The organism is Pseudomonas sp. PS01270, from assembly GCF_029959775.1.
Classification (GTDB): domain Bacteria; phylum Pseudomonadota; class Gammaproteobacteria; order Pseudomonadales; family Pseudomonadaceae; genus Aquipseudomonas; species Aquipseudomonas atacamensis.
Genome location: NZ_JASCPT010000019.1, coordinates 40,734 through 56,948 on the forward strand (window position 1 = coordinate 40,734; position 16,215 = coordinate 56,948).

The 16,215-nt window shown below is 60.4% G+C and carries 16 protein-coding genes; 5 read left to right on the forward strand and 11 right to left on the reverse strand.

Translation table 11 applies throughout. The features are described from left to right. The first annotated feature begins 114 nt into the window (after positions 1 to 114). The gene (locus tag QMX86_RS08815; protein WP_122746488.1) at positions 115 to 690 is read left to right on the forward strand and encodes a TetR/AcrR family transcriptional regulator; all 576 of its coding nucleotides are present in this window, start codon (positions 115 to 117) and stop codon (positions 688 to 690) included. Here the strand turns inward: QMX86_RS08815 and QMX86_RS08820 are convergent. Together QMX86_RS08820 and QMX86_RS08825 are read right to left on the reverse strand one after the other, a co-directional pair. Next, on the reverse strand, positions 648 to 1,631 hold the full coding sequence (locus tag QMX86_RS08820; RefSeq protein WP_282382237.1) for an alpha/beta hydrolase: 984 nt from the start codon (positions 1,629 to 1,631) through the stop codon (positions 648 to 650). The genes QMX86_RS08815 and QMX86_RS08820 overlap by 43 nt on opposite strands. Further along, positions 1,628 to 2,071 carry a TspO/MBR family protein gene (locus QMX86_RS08825; RefSeq protein WP_016774353.1) on the reverse strand — a complete coding sequence of 148 codons (444 nt, stop codon included), beginning with the start codon at positions 2,069 to 2,071 and terminating at the stop codon, positions 1,628 to 1,630. Before QMX86_RS08825 ends, QMX86_RS08820 begins: the two co-directional genes overlap by 4 nt. A 163-nt stretch (positions 2,072 to 2,234) precedes the next feature. On the opposite strand from QMX86_RS08825, the gene QMX86_RS08830 reads away from it, so the two are divergent. Next, the gene (locus QMX86_RS08830; RefSeq protein ID WP_016774354.1) at positions 2,235 to 2,471 is read left to right on the forward strand and encodes a hypothetical protein; all 237 of its coding nucleotides are present in this window, start codon (positions 2,235 to 2,237) and stop codon (positions 2,469 to 2,471) included. 42 nt (positions 2,472 to 2,513) lie between these two features. Here the strand turns inward: QMX86_RS08830 and QMX86_RS08835 are convergent, their stop codons facing one another. Both QMX86_RS08835 and QMX86_RS08840 read right to left on the reverse strand, forming a co-directional pair. Further along, positions 2,514 to 3,425: a magnesium transporter CorA family protein gene (locus QMX86_RS08835; RefSeq protein WP_282382235.1), complete on the reverse strand. Its 912-nt coding sequence runs from the start codon at positions 3,423 to 3,425 to the stop codon at positions 2,514 to 2,516. Positions 3,426 to 3,428: 3 nt separating this feature from the next. After that, the gene (locus QMX86_RS08840; RefSeq protein WP_136493583.1) at positions 3,429 to 5,009 is read right to left on the reverse strand and encodes a RimK family protein; all 1,581 of its coding nucleotides are present in this window, start codon (positions 5,007 to 5,009) and stop codon (positions 3,429 to 3,431) included. A gap of 94 nt (positions 5,010 to 5,103) precedes the next feature. On the opposite strand from QMX86_RS08840, the gene QMX86_RS08845 reads away from it, so the two are divergent. After that, complete coding sequence (locus tag QMX86_RS08845; RefSeq protein ID WP_282382228.1) at positions 5,104 to 6,198, forward strand: GNAT family N-acetyltransferase/peptidase C39 family protein; 1,095 nt, start codon at positions 5,104 to 5,106, stop codon at positions 6,196 to 6,198. 10 nt (positions 6,199 to 6,208) lie between these two features. On the opposite strand, the gene QMX86_RS08850 is transcribed toward QMX86_RS08845, so the two are convergent. Then, positions 6,209 to 7,780 (reverse strand): sensor domain-containing diguanylate cyclase, encoded by a 1,572-nt coding sequence (locus tag QMX86_RS08850; protein ID WP_282382225.1) that lies wholly within the window; start codon positions 7,778 to 7,780, stop codon positions 6,209 to 6,211. 160 nt (positions 7,781 to 7,940) lie between these two features. Between QMX86_RS08850 and QMX86_RS08855 the strand changes: the two genes are divergently transcribed. Next, entirely contained in the window at positions 7,941 to 8,372 is a 432-nt protein-coding gene (locus QMX86_RS08855; RefSeq protein ID WP_282382222.1) for a DNA methylase, read from the forward strand. Between the two features lie 22 nt (positions 8,373 to 8,394). Here QMX86_RS08855 and QMX86_RS08860 read toward each other — a convergent pair whose 3' ends face one another. The 4 genes from QMX86_RS08860 to QMX86_RS08875 form a co-directional block, all read right to left on the reverse strand. After that, the gene (locus QMX86_RS08860; protein WP_163012312.1) at positions 8,395 to 8,535 is read right to left on the reverse strand and encodes a hypothetical protein; all 141 of its coding nucleotides are present in this window, start codon (positions 8,533 to 8,535) and stop codon (positions 8,395 to 8,397) included. 12 nt (positions 8,536 to 8,547) lie between these two features. Beyond that, entirely contained in the window at positions 8,548 to 8,910 is a 363-nt protein-coding gene (locus tag QMX86_RS08865) for a hypothetical protein (RefSeq protein ID WP_073475017.1), read from the reverse strand. Continuing rightward, the gene (locus tag QMX86_RS08870) at positions 8,903 to 9,784 is read right to left on the reverse strand and encodes a manganese catalase family protein (RefSeq protein ID WP_122750710.1); all 882 of its coding nucleotides are present in this window, start codon (positions 9,782 to 9,784) and stop codon (positions 8,903 to 8,905) included. Before QMX86_RS08870 ends, QMX86_RS08865 begins: the two co-directional genes overlap by 8 nt. Before the next feature lie 280 nt (positions 9,785 to 10,064). Next, on the reverse strand, positions 10,065 to 11,603 hold the full coding sequence (locus QMX86_RS08875) for a class I SAM-dependent methyltransferase (RefSeq protein ID WP_073475013.1): 1,539 nt from the start codon (positions 11,601 to 11,603) through the stop codon (positions 10,065 to 10,067). 338 nt (positions 11,604 to 11,941) lie between these two features. On the opposite strand from QMX86_RS08875, the gene QMX86_RS08880 reads away from it, so the two are divergent. After that, on the forward strand, positions 11,942 to 13,861 hold the full coding sequence (locus tag QMX86_RS08880; RefSeq protein WP_282382212.1) for a tyrosine-protein phosphatase: 1,920 nt from the start codon (positions 11,942 to 11,944) through the stop codon (positions 13,859 to 13,861). 36 nt (positions 13,862 to 13,897) lie between these two features. On the opposite strand, the gene QMX86_RS08885 is transcribed toward QMX86_RS08880, so the two are convergent. Continuing rightward, complete coding sequence (locus QMX86_RS08885) at positions 13,898 to 15,025, reverse strand: mechanosensitive ion channel family protein (protein WP_051600421.1); 1,128 nt, start codon at positions 15,023 to 15,025, stop codon at positions 13,898 to 13,900. Positions 15,026 to 15,191: 166 nt separating this feature from the next. Next, complete coding sequence (locus QMX86_RS08890) at positions 15,192 to 16,175, reverse strand: AraC family transcriptional regulator (RefSeq protein ID WP_282382298.1); 984 nt, start codon at positions 16,173 to 16,175, stop codon at positions 15,192 to 15,194. Between the last annotated feature and the right edge of the window lie 40 nt (positions 16,176 to 16,215).

The following is a 16,215-nucleotide window of genomic DNA, read 5'->3' on the forward strand; positions in this document are numbered from 1 at the left end:
GGCAAAGACTGCGGCCAGAATTTATTCCTGTCAATCCCCTACCTGCCAATTGGCAGGTAAATCTTTCGCGGGTACACTTCGCCCCATTGACCGATAGTCATCGAGGACACAGACATGAGCGTGAACGCACGCGAAGCGATTCTGGAAGCCGCCAAAACAGCGGCGCAGACCCACGGCTACAACGGCATCAACTTCCGTAGCATCGGTGAAGTGGTGGGTATCAAGAACGCCAGCATCTACTACCACTTTCCCAGCAAGGCCGACCTCGGCGCGGCAGTTGCCGAGCGTTACTGGCAAGACGCGGCCAAGGCGCTGGACGGTATTCGTGAGGCCAATCCCGAGCCGCATCAATCCCTGAAGTTGTACGCGTCGATCTTCCGCACTTCGCTGGAAAACGGTAATCGGCTGTGCCTCGTCAGCTTCATGGCTGCCGAATACCAGGATCTGCCAGACCCGGTGAAGGACCAGGTGAAGAAATTCGCAGAGGTCAACATCGAGTGGCTGACCCAGGTGTTGATCGCTGCAGGAGCTGCCGACGAAGACAGCTGCGAGGCGCGGGCGCGGGCGATTTACGCTGCGGTGGCTGGTGCGCAGTTGATTGCACGCAGCCGAGGGGATATTGCGTTGTTTGATGAGTTGATCGGCAGCTACGAAAGCGCCGGGCTGATTTCGGCGGATTTCGCTGAGTAGCTTGCCACTTGCGCTGAAATCCACTTGCGGCTGTAAGCCAGCACATGGTCAGCAGTGGCGGTGGGGAAGTGGATGAAGCCATGCGGACACTCCGGCAGCACGTACATCTCCACCGGCGCCGCGTGTTGCCAGCGTTCAGCGATGAGCCGCGTGTCATCCAGCAGCGGATCGAGGTCGCCGGCAAACAGCAGCGCTGGTGGCAGTCCGCTGAAATCGCCGTATAGCGGCGACAGCGGTGGCTGGCGTCGTTGTTCGTCGCTGATATCAGGTGTGAGCAGGCGCAACGCTTCGACCATGCCGGGGCCGTCGAGCACCAGAGTATCGGCTGGCGCGGCGCGCACGCTGGGCGTGCCGGTCAGGTCGTAGACGCCGTAATACAGCAGCGCGCCGCAGATCCGTTGCAGCTGTTGCGGCGAAGATTTGAGCGCGAGGAGGGTGGCGGCCGCCAGATGCCCGCCGGCCGATTCACCGACGACAACCACGGGCAGTCCGGCAAATTCGCCATCGTTCAAGATGCCGCGAGTGGCGCGCAGACAGTCCTCCAGCAAGCCCTCGATTGGCGTCGACACGGCCAGCCGATAATCAACCGACACCACCGCCACGTCGCAGGTGTTGACGATGGCGATGTTGAAGTTGTCGTTCATCTGCGCATTGCCGATCACCCAGCCGCCACCATGGAAATCCAGCACCACGCCTCTGGCTTTGCCCTTGGGGCGGATGATGCGCACGGGCACTGTGTCGATGATCTTCCGTTCGGCGGTCAGCCCATGCTGGCGCAGCTTGCCGTCGCCGCCGAGCTGACCCGCCCGCAGCAACGCCTGAATCAGCCGTGGGGTGAGGCGATTGCGGATCTTGAAACGCGGCAGCCAGGCGAGCTTTTTGTTGAACGCGCGAACCTGTGCCAGCTCGCGCTCGCCGTGCGGCCATGGGAAATCGCTCACAGGCGATTCTTCATCAGGATCGAGGCGTTCAGCGCCGCCGCGACGCATAGCCACGCCAGATACGGGAACAGAATCAGCCCGGTGACCACGTCCAGTTGCAGCGCGAGCACGACCATCACCGCGACCACCACCCACAACACCGCCAGAATCACCAGCGCCGCCAGCACCTGATGCGCGCCGAAGAACACCGGCGTCCACAGCGTGTTGAGGGCGATTTGCGCAGCCCACAAGGCCAGCACCGTTTGGCTGCCGGGGATCAGACTCAAGCGATAACCGGCCCAGGCCAGCAGCAGGTAGATGATCGTCCACGCTACGGGAAAGGCCCAGTTAGGCGGGGTGAAAGAGGGTTTGGTCAGCGATTCGTACCACGGGCCGGGTTTGAACATCACGCCAGTGGTTGCCGCCGCCGCGCAGGCCAGAAGGAAGATGAAAAAGGTCATTGCCGGTCCTTAGCTGTGATCAGCTGTTATGGAGAGTTAAGAAGAGGACGCTTCGCTGCGCAAAAAGTTTGTTTGCAAACGCAAAATGGCAGTCGGGTTGAACTAAAAGCTGACCGTCGCGTCAGGATAAGCACTGCCTTTTCCCACCGACGCGGACGACAACATGTACACCTATCACATCGAATACCGTTTCAATGGCGAGCCTCGTACTTATCTGCTCGAGCTCAAGGAAGCGCAACTGGCCGAGCACGACGCGGCGATGCATCTGCTGGAACTGCATCTGGGCGATGCGGAAAACAGCCTGGTCATGCCCACGGCGGATTCGACGCCAGAGCAGATTCTCGAGCAGGCCGAGCGGGTAGGGATTACACATATCCGGGTGGTCAGCCGGACCAATTGACGCCCGCATGCGGCGCAGGCGTTAGCAGAATGTGCTCTGAATTCAGGCCATGCGCCGCAATACCAGCACCATCCCCGCGCCCACGAGGCCCATGCAGGCGATCAGCACGGGAAAGGACACCCACCATGGGACGCCGGACGTCATCACGCTGAACTCTGACATGCCACCGATGCCGGCGATCAGGTTCAAGGGAAGGAATACGACATTGATCAGCGTCAGCTTGCGCAGGGCCCGGTTCATGCTGTTGTTGGCAAGATTGCCGTGGGATTCGATGAGGTTGGCGAACACCTTGGCGTGAATTCTGGCCTGCTGAAAGCTTTGTTCGTTTTCCACGATCAGATCGTTCAGCGCAGCCAGTTGACCGTCGCTGAAGCCCTGACGCTGACCGTGGTTGCGCAGCAGCGTCAGCACCGCTCCGTTACCTTGAATCGCGTTGACGTAGTACACGAGGCTTTCGCTCAGGTTGTACATCTGCGCCAATTGCTGATTGTCCATCGCCCGGGTGAATTGCTGTTGGATCTCCCGAGCGATCTGTTTGACCACGCGCAAATGCCCGAGATAGTGGTGAACGCTTTCTGCGAGTAACGCCATCAGCACATCCAGCGGCCCGGTCATTTGCGCATCGTGCTCCAGCCCCGAGAGCAGCGAGTTGCTCGCGCAAATAACCACCAGGCGTTTTTCGCTCAGCACCACTCCGAAGGACGAAACGTTGAATGCGCGCCCGTCGAAGCTTTCCGGGCGCTTCCAGATCATAAACAGGTGATCAGGCTTGACCTCGATGCGGGCCACTTCATCTGGGTCCAGCGACGACTCTATCGCTTGTGCGCCAATGCCCAGGCGTCTGTGCAAATCCAGTTGCTCGGCTGCGTCGGGGGCGACACACAGCCAGACAGTCGCCTGGTCCTCCGATGTCCTGTGCAGGGCGCCGCAATCAATGCAATAGCCTTCAATCATTGCTCACCACGCTTGGCCACGGTGTTTGAGCTCGAGCCTTTGCGTGAACGCTTGCAGCACGCGCCGATAAAGTTCGTCGCCCAGCACCGCGTCTTCGATACCCGCATCGAGGTTGGGGTTGTCGTTCACTTCGATGACCAGGACCCGATCGCCCGCCTGCTTGAGGTCGACGCCGTAGAGGCCGTCGCCGATCAGCCGCGCCGTCTGTACGGCGAGCTGCACGACTGCGGGCGGGGCTTGCTCGATGGGCACCGCCTCGCACATCCCGTTGATCTCGCCGGGCAGCGCCTTGTGGTTGTAAATCTGCCAATGCCCCTTGGACATGAAGTATCTACAGGCATAAAGCGCCTCGCCATTGAGCACGCCGACGCGCCAGTCGTACTCGGTGTAGCAATACTCCTGCGCCAGCAGCAGCACTGAGTGTTCGAATAACTCCTGTGCGGCAGTGGCCAGCGCTTGTGCATCGGCGACCTTGATCACACCCCGTGAAAAACAGCCATCGGGGATTTTCAATACCAAGGGAAAACCAAGGCGACGCCCTGCGTTTTCGAGTTCCTGCGGACGATCCTTGTAGAGTATTTCCGTTGCCGGCATGCCCAGCCCGCGACGCTTGAGCAGGTCGGCCAGATAGACCTTGTTGGTGCAGCGCAGGATCGACGACGGATCGTCAATCACCACAAGGCCTTCGCTTTCAGCCTTCTTGGCGAATCGATAGGTGTGATCATCCACTCGCGTGGTTTCGCGGATGAACAGCGCGTCGAATTCAGCAAGACGCGCGTAGTCCTTTTTCTCGATCAGTTCGACATCGATACCGAGCTGTTCGCCTGCCGCGATGAAGCGCTGCAATGCCTCGGGGTTAGACGGCGGCAGGGCTTCGTCAGGATCATGCAGGATGGCCAGGTCGTAGCGGGCCACACGTTTGGAGGCGGGCTGACGCCACGTTCTGCGATTGAACGCGTCCAGTGCGTCAGCGAAGACATGCTGCTGTTCGTCGCGAAGCTTGTGCAGCGCTCCGGCTTTGATGCCTGCGATCTGCCAGCTCTCACCACGGCGGAATTCCACCAGCAGGATAGGGCAGGGGAACGCCTCGAACAGTTGACGGCCGATCTCTTGCAGCGGCTCGATCGAGGCCTTGCCGAAGTACAGCGACAGCGTGAACGCCTCGGTTTCGCCGTATGGATGATTAGCCAGCGCCCGCTCCAGGGTGCGTTGCAGATCATTCAGCCCGACCCCGTAAAGCGCTTTGCGCGCCAGCTCGCTGACGGTGCGCACCGAGGGAAAAACCTTGTGCCCGCGCGCCTCGGCGAGCAATGAGCAGTAATAGCCCTGACCGAGGTATTTGTAATTGCGGCAGAGGTTGATGACCTGGGTGCGATGAGGAAAATCATCGCTGTGTTCAAGGTAATCCTGAGCGAGCATCAGGCTCTCGCTGGGCAGGTAATCGGCCCAGTCATCCTTGCGTTCGACCAGTATGAGCAATCGACTTCCCGAGGGCTTGATACTGGGAGGTTCCTCGCTGAGGGAGATTGTCGAATGCTCGGTTTTGTCTAATACTTCGTTCACGTTGGCTTGCACCGCTGACATGAGTAATGAATCCCTGTTGAAGAAGACGCCGCTTCAATAAATCACGGGCCTTTCGGTCTGTCCCGGTTCGTTACTCAAACTTTACGGTGCGGTCATGTCTTTTGATTTTCGCTTTGCATCCACTGACGATATCGACGATCTGGTCGAATTGGAGCGGATGTGTTTTACCCTCGACCGGTTGAATCAGCGCAACTTCAGCTGGATGCTCAGTCGAGCCAATGCCGCGTTGATTGTCGTCACCTCGGGCGCAATCCTCTGCGGTTATGCACTGGTGCTTTTTCACCGTGGCACCTCACTTGGACGCCTGTATTCGATTGCCGTCAGCCCCGCGTGGCGCGGACATGAGCTTGGCCAGCGTCTGCTGGAAGAGGCCCAGGCCTGTGCATTGGCGCGCAACTGCGCATGGCTGCGGTTGGAGGTGCGCGCTGACAACAGCGCTGCCATTCGCCTCTACGAAGCCAACGGCTATCAGCGCTTTGCCAGTGTCGAGGACTACTACGAGGACCACTGCGAGGCGTTGCGCTACGAGAAACGCATCCTGCGCGAAACACCAGCGCCCGCGCGCCAAGTGCCGTATTACCAGCAGACCACCGAGTTCACCTGCGGCGCCGCGTGCTTGCTGATGGCCATGTCCGCCATCGACGCGAGCCGTGCCATGACCCGAGCGGAGGAAATCCAGCTGTGGCGCGAGGCGACCACCATTTTCATGACGGCGGGGCACGGTGGCTGTAGTCCTCAGGGTCTGGCATTGGCGGCCTGGCGGCGCGGTTTCGATGTGCGCCTTGAGGTCAGTCACGCGGGCTCGCTTTTTCTTCACGGCGTACGCAGCACGGAGAAGAAGTCGATCATGAAACTGGTCGAGGACGGCTTTGCCCAAGACCTGGCGGCCACGCAAGTCGAGCAGGTGCTGGGTGAGTATCTGCAGATCGGCGAGGCGTTGGCGGCCGGATACAAACCGCTGGTGCTGATCAGCAGCTACCGATTCACCCGCTTGAAAGCGCCGCATTGGGTCATCATCACCGGGTGTGACGAGGACTTCGTCTACCTGCACGATCCTGATGTCGACCACAGCAAACTCAAGCGCGGCCTGGACTGCCAGCACTTGCCGGTCAGTCACCAGGAATTTCTGCGCATGACGGTGTTTGGCGTCCAGCGGGTTCGCGCTGCCGTGATGCTGCGCTCCCGTTGAGGAACGGTGGCTAGGCGCCGAGCACTTCCTCGCCGATACAGTAGCGATCCCTGCCTTTCTGCTTCGCGGCATAAAGCAGTTTGTCAGCCGACTCGATAAGAGTGGCGGGGCTCACTTCTTGTTCGGCCGGTTTGCCAACCGCAATACCTGCACTGGCGGTGACGTGACCCAGCGGATGGGCTTTGTGCTCCATCCGCAAGGATCGAATGGCCTCAAGAATTTCCTCAGCCACAAGCGCCGCCCCACGAATATCGGTGTTGGGCAGCAGCACGGAAAACTCCTCGCCGCCATAGCGCACGGCCAGATCACCCGGCCGTTTTATTGCTTGCGCAATCGCCTGGCCGACAGCGCTCAGGCAATCGTCACCTGCCGCGTGCCCATAGCTGTCGTTGTAGAGTTTGAAGTGATCGACATCGATCATGATCAGTGAGATCGATGAACCCTGGCGTCTGGCCAGGCGAATTTCGTCAACCAAGGCAGTGTCCAGTCGCCGACGGTTGGCCAGTCCGGTCAGGCTGTCGGTCAAAGCCATGTCCTTCATGGCCTGATGTGCACGGCGCAAGTCCTTTTCCATCACCATCCGCTGGCGCAGTTGCCTCAAGACGATCAATCCGAAGACCGTGAACGCGGTAATCACCGACATCAACACGAAACCGGTTTTGATCAGGTCCCAGCGCCACGGCGCGATGATTGATTCGCGGGAAAGGCCGGTTTCGACCACCAGCGGATAGGTGCTCAAAGCTCTGTAACCATACAGACGCTGGGTGCCGTCGATGACCGCTCGGACCTCGGCGATCCCTTGACTGGAAAAGGGCAGGTAGTTCTTGAACACCTCACTGTCGGCGAGGCTCTGACCGATGACCGAAGCGATGAAGGGACGACGCACGAGGATGGTGCCGTTGCGCAACGCCAGCACCAGTGCACCCTTGTCGTCGATCTTGAAATCGCCGTAATAGTCGACGAAATAACTGACCTTGATGGTGCCAAGCAGCACGCCGGCGAAGGAGCCGTCCGGGTTATTCAAGCGGCGGGAAATCGGGATGATCAGGTCGTCGGTGGATTTGCTCTTGACGACATCACCGATGCGCACGTTTCGATCAGTGTTGGCGCGGTGATATTGGAAGTAGTCGCGGTCGGCGTTGTTCGCCGGGTCCGGGATCATTTCCTTGTCGGTGACGATCCATTTGCCGTCCGGGCCGTAGATAAACAGCCCATGCAACTGCGGCATCAATTTGGCCTGCTGCACCAGCAAGTTGTGGATGCGCGGTACGTCAATGTTCTGCAAACCATCACCTTCGACGCGCTCGCCCAGGGCGGCGGTCAACACATCGACCTGGCGGATGGCGTCTTCAGCGTGTTGTGCGGTTGCCCGCGCGAGGTTGGTGACCGAATCACGCGCCGACGAGAAGGCTGCATGATAGTCACGCCAGGTTCGCCATCCCTCCACGCCGAGAAACGCCAGAATGACCGTCAGCATGAAGATGACTGTCAGGCGAAAAGCGGCGATCTCGCTGGCAGCTTTGATGGGAGCGGTTTGTGCGGCGTCATGCCCCTTGGTTTTGGGCATCTTACGACCGAGCATTTGAGGGTCCTTATGCTTGTCATCTCTCATCTCTTGAAAGATGACCATCCTTTTCCACCTGGAATTCAATTTACTGCCTTGGCGAGGCGGTCGCGATTGGATCGTTCCAAGCCGTGTCGGGTCAACATCTGTAATTGAAGCGCGCCTTGAGGTGAGACTTGTGAGCGAAATCATCACCGCCGGTGACTTGAACATCGACCTGCACAATGCCAGCGAAACCGGCCTGTTCAAATGGCTGCTGGCGAGTTTTCTGATGGGCAAGAGGATTCAGGGCGCCATCGCCGCCAAGGCGTATCAGGTCATAGTAGAGCAGCATCACCAAGACACCCCGCAAAAGCTCGCGCAGTGTACGCACCGTCAATTGGTGTCGATGCTGGGGCAGGCGCGTTACGTTCGTTACGATGAAAGCACGGCGTCGCGACTGCTCGCGCTGGCCAACAAGCTCAACAGCGAGTACGCCGGTAAGGTGAGTAACATCGTGGCGGCGAGCGCGGATCGTAAGGCGCTGGAGAAGCGCCTGTCCGAGTTCGAGGGGATAGGGCCGAAGACCGTTGAGATCTTCATGAGGGAAGCGGCTGCGGTGCTGTTTTGAACGCCCGATAGCAAACCAAGGTTCACATCGCAAAGAAGGTTCCCGCCAGTTCGCTCATCAGGATCAGCGTTCCGCCGGCGAATATCGCACAGCCCAGCAGAAACTGGAGTCCCGGGGCGACACCCAGGCTTGAGGGGAAACTCAGGTTTTTATACGTTCTCATGTCGCGCTCCTGTTACCGATGAAAACTTTCCGCCCCGTCGATGGAACGGTTGCGCTGCGCCAATACGCGCTTGGCGACCACCGGCATCGTGGGCAAGGCGTCGTCGACGGCTGGATGTGCGTCCGCTGGCGGAACGGCAGTCTCCTCAGCGAAATTATTCGGCAGCAGGGTGCCCAGGCCAAATACATTCACCGCCATGCTGACTTTCAATCCCCGACAGGCCTGTTTGCAGTCCAGCTCAAAACCGGCGTATGCGTGCTCCATCAAACGTTGAAAATGTTCAGAGGTCAGTGCCGAGACTTTGCTGTTTTTCATGTTGATCACCTTGAGCAAGTGGCGACCCCGATCCGGGGCCGCCGGACGGGGTTCAGACATCTTTGCCTTGCACGTAACCGGAGCCCAGATCAGCACCGGTCACCGGTTCGCTGAGTGGGTCAGACGCCGTGCGGATCTTCATCGCCTCCAGCACCTGTTGGTCTTCAGCCGGCAGGGTGACGGTCGCCAGACCATCGCCGCCGTCCACCGCAGGTTCTGGGTTTTCCACGTACTCCCACGCGCCGCCCTCGTTCCACGGACCACGAACGTTGGGCTCGCCAGACATGTTGAAGTACTTGTTGGTGAACTCTGGCATGCCCGGCAGTTTGCCCTGCGGGAAGTTCGGCTGGATCGAATGCAGGGCTTTTTCGAAGGACTGTTGATGGGCGATTTCCCGCGTCATCAAAAAGCCCAGCGCCTCTTTGACGCCCGGATCATCGGTGATGTTGATCAAGCGTTCGTAGAGAATTTTCGCCCGCGCTTCGGCTGCGATGTTCGAACGGAAGTCGGCGGTCGGCTCGGTGATCGAGTCAACGTAGGCCGCCGTCCACGGTACGCCAGCGGAATTGACCAGAGGCGCGCCGGCGCCATAGAGCAGGCTGGTGATGTGCGAGTCATTGCCGGCGCCATTAAGCGCGCGGTACAGCTCGCCTTCCTCCTGAACGCCTTCGGCGAGTTGCCCTTTGGCGCCTTTGTTGAGCATGACGATGATCGAGCCGACCACCTCAAGGTGGCTCAACTCTTCGGTAGCGATGTCCAGCAGAAGGTCTTTGCGCCCCGGATCTTCTTCAGCCAAGGCTTGGGTGAAATAGCGCGCTGCCGCGGCCAGTTCGCCATTGGCGCCCCCGAATTGTTCCAGCAGCAGATTGGCCAGACCCGGGTTGGGCTCGGCCACGCGAACGGTGTACTGAAGTCGCTTGTTATGTATGAACATTCAAATTTTCCTCAGACCAGGCTATCGCGCCTTGCCCTTTTGGGCGTTGGCGCATGCATAGTTTGTGAGGAGGGCGCGCAGCAGAAATTTCGTTTTTTGCCGAGTGGCAGGACGGGCGGCAGAGCGCGGAAAGTTCCGCAAACAGGACGGTTGGCTTAGCCACGTACCTCGACCAATGTGGGAGCGAGCCTGCCCGCGAATGCGGTACGTCAGTCACCGATTTGGCGGCTGATCCAGCGCTTTCGCGAGCAGGCTCGCTCCCACCTTGGTTCGTTTGCAATCAAGCGATTTTAAGCGCCCTCAGGACAGGCAGCGTTTGCTCGGCGAACACCTGCGCCTGTGCGGTCAGCGCGGCGATATTGGCTTCAGCGGTGAGCAGCGGTTGGCCATTGTCGACCAGCACTTCACCTTGTTCGCTGATCACCCCCCACGCCAGTTGCGCCCACTCGGCCGGCTGCTGTTTGCCTTGCTTGATCGAGATCAGGAACAGCTGCTGGAAGCGGCTGACCGTCACGCCACCGCCAGTGACGGGGCTGGCCAGGGTCTGGATGTTGGCGCCGTACAGCGAGCGTTTGCACAGTTGCAGATTGAGCGCGGCGCAGCGACCGCTGACCTGCGACTCGGCGGCCTCGCTCTGGCACGGAGCGACAGCGCCCATACCGATCAGCACGGCCAGGGCTTGTTCGAGGTCGTCGTAAGCCAGCGCAGCCTCGGACAACAATTGGCGCATCGATTTGGCCGCATAGTTCTGTGCCGCCAGTGCATCGAGCACCGGTCCGTAAATCTCCGGTTGCAGCGTCGCTTCGCCGGCAGGACCACTGACCGAGCCCGCCACGGTTTCCCAGGGTTGCAGCAGCACGAAACGGCTGTGCAGCATTCTCGCGCGACGTTCGGCAGCGGACAGGCGCGTCGCGCCACGCACGTAGAGGTCGCGGCGGAAGTGCTGGTTGACGAAGTAGTCCCGCGCTTGCTCGCGCATGATCGGGTGTTCGATGGTTTCCAGAAAGTCCATGCCTTCGGCGCTCAGGTTGAGCGGGTCGATTGAGTCCAGCGGCACTGCCGTGGTGGCGTAGTCGAGTTTGGCCGGGGCCAGCGCGTCGACCATGTCGGCGAAGTACATGCAGTTCCAGTCACGGTTGAAATATTCGTGGGCGACGTAGTGACGATCCTGGCCCTTGATGCTCTGCAGCCGCGCGCCGAGGCTCGGTGCCGCAGCGGCATACTTCGGATTGGCCGCGAGCAGCGCTTCGGAAAACTCCAGTGCGGCGTCAATACGCTCATCGGAGCGCGCCGAGGCATTGGCGAAACGGTCATGCAGGCTGAACAGATTGCGCAGCGGCGCCGACGGCGACCAGCCGGGGAAGCAGTTGTAGCTGACGTAGAGCATACCGCCAGGTTTCAGGTGGCGGCGGGCGAATTCGACGATCAGTTTCTGGTTGTCACGGCTGACCCAGGTCCAGATACCGTGCAGGCTGATGCTGTCGAACTGCGGCAGATCGTTGCGTGCGAGCAGTTGTTCGAAGCTGTCGTCATACAGACGCGCGCCATTGTTGGCGGCAGTCGCGAGGTCGATGGCATGGGCCGCCATACCCGGGTGAAAGTCCGTACCGACAAACGAACCCGGGTTGGCGGTGGCGTGGATGTTGATCGACACGCCCTGACCGAAGCCCAGTTCGCAGTGCACGCCGTCGCTGCTTTCCAGCGTGGCGAACCCGCGCAACAACAGGCAGTAACGCAGGAACACCGGATTGATCTCCCGGCTATAGCTGTAGGTGTAGCCTTCGTCGGTGAAATAACCTTCGTTCCAGGCGTTGCTCATGGGTACAGCCTCTTGTTCTTGAAAGTGATGGCAGTCTTATAAGGGGTTGGCATTGCGCGCGACAAATTGAAAAAACGGATACTTCCCCAAACCCTGTGGGAGCGAGCCTGATCGCGAAAGCTTTTTTTCAGTTTGAATATAATCGGCTGACACGCCGCTTTCATGAGCAGGCTCGCTGCCACAGGGATCTTCAACACATTCAAGCAGGATGGATGGACCGATCACGCACCCCACGGCCCATTCGCGCAGGCATTTTGTCGCCAGCCGAAACTGTCATATTCCTTCCCACTCGCCTGCCCATAGTGACCAGCCCAACGCTGATTTCATGAGGCTGCACTGTGTTCCAACGTCTTCTGTGTTCGCTGTCCGTTCTGAGCCTGTCCATCGCCGCTGCCCATGCGGCCGAGCCTGTCACCCTCGACACGCCGCACTTGTCCGGCATCGACAACTTTCGCGACATCGCCGGCATCACCACCGCGTACTCCACCGCCCACGACGGCGTTATGCGCAGCGGCGTGTTCTACCGCTCCAACGCATTGACGCCGTCGGCGGCGGATCTGGCGACACTCAATGGCCTCGGCATCAAAGCCATTTACGACTTGCGCACGCCCAGCGAAATTGCCGCGACGCCCGACACGATGATCAGCGGCGCGTCCTACCGCAATATCGACATCATCGGCAGCACCACCTCGGGTGCGGACATCACCAATATCTCGTTCCACAGCGCCGCCGAAGCGGTGGCGATGATGGAGGAAACCAACCGCGCTTTCGTCAGCGATGCCGGCATGCGTGGGCAGTTCGGCCAGTTGTTCAATGAGCTGGCCAGTGTCGACGCCGCGCAGCTGTTCCACTGCACCGCCGGCAAGGACCGCACCGGCTGGACCGCCGCCGTGTTGCAGAGCATCGCTGGCGTCGATGAGGCGACGATCATGGCCAATTATCTGGCGACCAACGACTACACCGCCGCCCGTGTCGCCGCGACCTTGAAAGCGCTGCCGCCGAGCATGGCCGCTGTCTACGAGCCGCTGCTCGGCGTTCAGGCCAGTTACTTGCAGGCCGGTCTCGACCAGGTCGCCGCCGAGTACGGCAGCATGGACAACTACCTCAAGCAGGGCCTCGGTCTGTCCCAGGAAACCATTTACGTATTGCGCGGCAAACTGGTCGAGTACAACAGCTTGCCGGGGCAGGCCGGGCTGGTCGGCAACGCCGCCGCTGGTGCCGAATTGCTGCGGCAGTTGCAGAACTCCGAGCTGTCCGGCACCTACAGCGCCTACAACTACTACCTGCAATCGGCGATCGACGCCGGCAGTCTGGGCGGTGTCGAATCTCAAGTCGGCGGACAGGTCCACGCTGATGCGGCCAGCTACCTGCTGCGGCAGAACGCGATAATCGAACAAGCCGCCGCACCGTTCGCCAGCGGCAGCGATTTGAAGGTCGGCCAATACCGCCTCTGGAGCACCGCGCTCGCCAGCTACGTCGGCACCGACGGCTCAGCCCACGCCGATAGCAGCAACGAGCACAGCCAAGGCCTGATGCTCGGCATCACCCAGCGCTTCAACGAACAACTCAGCGCACGCGGCGGCTTTGGCTACAGCAAGGGCAGCGTGGGCGGCGCGGGTGGCGAGGCCGATACGGACTTCACCTTCCTCAACCTCGGTGCGCGTTACGGCCTCACCAGCCTTGAGCGCGGCATGTTTGTCGACGCAAACGCCAGCGCCGGTTACGTCGACTACGACAGCAAGCGCGAGCTCGGCGGTGGTCTCGGCACTGCCAAGGGCGACACTCACGGCAATCTCACTGGCGCGACCGTGGCGTTGGGTTATCGCCTGCCGCTCAGCAGCGTGATTGTCGAACCGAGCCTGGGCTTTCGCGTCAGTCATCTCGACTTGCAAGGTTTCAAAGAGAAGGGCAGTGAACTGGCGCTCGACGTCGACGGCATCAAGCAAACCCGCCGCAGCGCGGTGGCCAATCTCGACGTGTCATTCGCCCCAGTGACGATGGGAGCGTGGCAGTTGGTCCCGGGCGTTCGCGTGGGCTATGAACGTGCGCTCGGCGATCAGCAAGTCGACAGCCAAGGCTACCTGCTGGGGCTGGATATCGAGCAGCGCGCGGCGTTCGACAATCGCGACCAGTTCAGCGGCGGCGTTAGCTTGATGGCCAACCTCGGCGCCCTGAGTGTGGGCGCTGAGGTCGGCGCCAACGGTGGCGGTGACAGCCATGGTTTCAATGGCGGACTCAAGGCCAGTTACGCGTTTTGAACACAGCGAGCCCGGCAAATTGCCGGGCTCTTGCGCTCAAGCATGCTGCGCACGCGAAGGTTGCGGTGTGCGTGCCGGCTGCGCGCTGGGTTCGGGCAGCGAGGCGACATGCACGGTGCGCGCCGGGAAGGCGAACGTCGCGTCCAGCTCGGCCACCGCTTCCATGATTGCCAGATTGATGCGTTGCTGCACGTCCATGTAGACGTTGTAGCTGGCGTCCAGAACGATGTACACCGTTTCGAATTCCAGCGCGCTCTCACCAAAACTGCGGAAATGGCAGCGGTCGAAGCGCGCCTGTTTTTCGTTCTTGATGATGCTTTCAACGCGTTGAGTGATCTGGCGGATCTGTTCGCTGGTGCACTCGTAAGTCAGACGAAACTCGAACACCACTCGACGTTCCTGCAAGCGTTTGTAGTTCTGAATGGTGCTGCCGATCATGTCGGCGTTGGCCATGACGATCTGCTCACCGCCGAGACTGCGGATGCGCGTGGTCTTCAGGCCGACGTGCTCGACCGTACCGGCCAGCGTGCCGACGACGATGAAATCACCCACCTCAAACGGCTTGTCGACGGCAATCGACAGCGAGGCGAACACGTCGCCGAGAATGTTCTGCACCGCCAGCGCCACCGCGATACCGCCGACACCCAGGCTGGCGACGAATGCAGTGATGTTCACGCCCAGGTTCGACAGCATCGCCAGCAGAATAACCGCCCACAGCAACACCTTGACGCCCCACAGGCTCAGGGTCGCCAGGGCGCTCGCCTGAAAAGTGCCGGTCGCGTTATGCCGCGAGAAATACCGATGCAGCCCCAGCGCCAGCGCGCGGTTGGTCCACAGGCCGACCTGCAACGCCGCCACCACGAACCATAAACTGCTGACCCGCCCGAGCCAGCGCTCCGGCAAATCCAGCAACCCGATGCCGACCAGAATCGACGCCAACAGCAGCAACGTGGTGCTGGTCGCCGCCAGCACTTCGCTGGCCATGTAGGTCAGATGTCCATTGCCGGCACTGGCCCGCGCCTGCACCTTGCGGAACACGAAACGGATCGCCGTGGTGGTCAGCAGATAACTGAGTGTCGCGGCGAGGAACGCCAGGACCCAGTTCGCCAGTGAAATTCCTAAAATCGTGTGAGCCGTGAAAAAGCCGATGAAATCCTCGGTCATGGAAACCCCCTTGCGAAGCCTGCACCGACGCGCGCAGAAACGCACCGTCGGTCGCAGCCAGGTAAACGCCGCTTGAATCGGCGATGCCGTCAAACGACCTGTCTGGGGTTAGTCGCCCTGAGATTCCTGCTGTTCAATCAAATGCAGGTTTCGCCGGACCGAATGGTCAACGCCTGGCCTTCAACTCCGCTGGGCTTACGCCGTAAGCGCTTTGAAAATACTGACAAAAGCGCCCGACATTGCTGAAGCCGAAACGCAACGCCACCTCCGTCACAGAGCCTGCATGCCCTCGCGCCAACGCCTCATAGGCGCGCTGCAAACGCACCTGCCGCTGATAAGCGACGATCGACATCCCGACAAAACGTCGAAAGCCTTCCTGCAAGGCGCGCTGGCTGACATGGCTCAACCGCGCCAGATCCACGCCACTGACCAACTGCTGCGGATGCGCCTGAATAAACTCCATCGCCACCTTCACATGTCGCGGCGCCACACACGGCGCCGGCCCCCGTAATGCCTCGGTGAAATTGTGCGGCCACGCCTCCAGCACCGCATCGATCAACATCTCGCGCAACCGTGACGGCATCAGCGTGCCGCTGTTGATCAAGGCATCGAACTCAGTGCCCGTGGCCAGATCGATCAACGCCTTGAGGCCCTGAAATGCCGGGGTATTCAGATCCACGCTTGGCTCAAACACGATCTTCTGCACGACCGGTTTCTCCAGCAGCGCCGACAACCGCTCGGTGAGCTGCAGACGATTGATCGAAATGCCGTGATGCGCGTGATCATCAACAAAGCGCATCGAACGGATATCCGCCTTGTCGATTGCCAGGCCGACATGCGCCATGCCGATGGACTCGGTGGCGTGGTTGAAAACGATCTTGCCGGCGGTGGGGATGACGAAAGTGATTTCGTTCTGCGGGTCGGGGAGGGTGACGCTGAAATCGCCGTGGTAATGCATACGCCGAAAACTCACCCCGTCGTGCCGCCCGTAGACCCCGCCGATGATGATGTTGGAAGGTGGCGGCGGAGTATCGGCGTAGCGGTTGCCGAAGAGCCTGGAGAACAGGGCGCCGAAGTCGGAAGAGGTGAGGTTGTCGGAGCGCAGGATGATCTTTTGGCGGAGTGGGGAGGTGGCGGTGATGGGCGGCATTTTGGAATGCGGGCTCTTGGGGCAACGGGGGGATGGGAAG

Bases quoted from the DNA above. Each gene is read 5' to 3' on its own strand.
- QMX86_RS08815 (WP_122746488.1), top strand. From the start codon at position 115: ATGAGCGTGAACGCACGCGAAGCGATTCTGGAAGCCGCCAAAACAGCG.
- QMX86_RS08825 (WP_016774353.1), bottom strand. From the start codon at position 2,071: ATGACCTTTTTCATCTTCCTTCTGGCCTGCGCGGCGGCGGCAACCACT.
- QMX86_RS08830 (WP_016774354.1), top strand. From the start codon at position 2,235: ATGTACACCTATCACATCGAATACCGTTTCAATGGCGAGCCTCGTACT.
- QMX86_RS08835 (WP_282382235.1), bottom strand. From the start codon at position 3,425: ATGATTGAAGGCTATTGCATTGATTGCGGCGCCCTGCACAGGACATCG.
- QMX86_RS08840 (WP_136493583.1), bottom strand. From the start codon at position 5,009: ATGTCAGCGGTGCAAGCCAACGTGAACGAAGTATTAGACAAAACCGAG.
- QMX86_RS08845 (WP_282382228.1), top strand. From the start codon at position 5,104: ATGTCTTTTGATTTTCGCTTTGCATCCACTGACGATATCGACGATCTG.
- QMX86_RS08850 (WP_282382225.1), bottom strand. From the start codon at position 7,780: ATGCTCGGTCGTAAGATGCCCAAAACCAAGGGGCATGACGCCGCACAA.
- QMX86_RS08860 (WP_163012312.1), bottom strand. From the start codon at position 8,535: ATGAGAACGTATAAAAACCTGAGTTTCCCCTCAAGCCTGGGTGTCGCC.
- QMX86_RS08865 (WP_073475017.1), bottom strand. From the start codon at position 8,910: ATGTCTGAACCCCGTCCGGCGGCCCCGGATCGGGGTCGCCACTTGCTC.
- QMX86_RS08870 (WP_122750710.1), bottom strand. From the start codon at position 9,784: ATGTTCATACATAACAAGCGACTTCAGTACACCGTTCGCGTGGCCGAG.
- QMX86_RS08875 (WP_073475013.1), bottom strand. From the start codon at position 11,603: ATGAGCAACGCCTGGAACGAAGGTTATTTCACCGACGAAGGCTACACC.
- QMX86_RS08885 (WP_051600421.1), bottom strand. From the start codon at position 15,025: ATGACCGAGGATTTCATCGGCTTTTTCACGGCTCACACGATTTTAGGA.
- QMX86_RS08890 (WP_282382298.1), bottom strand. From the start codon at position 16,175: ATGCCGCCCATCACCGCCACCTCCCCACTCCGCCAAAAGATCATCCTG.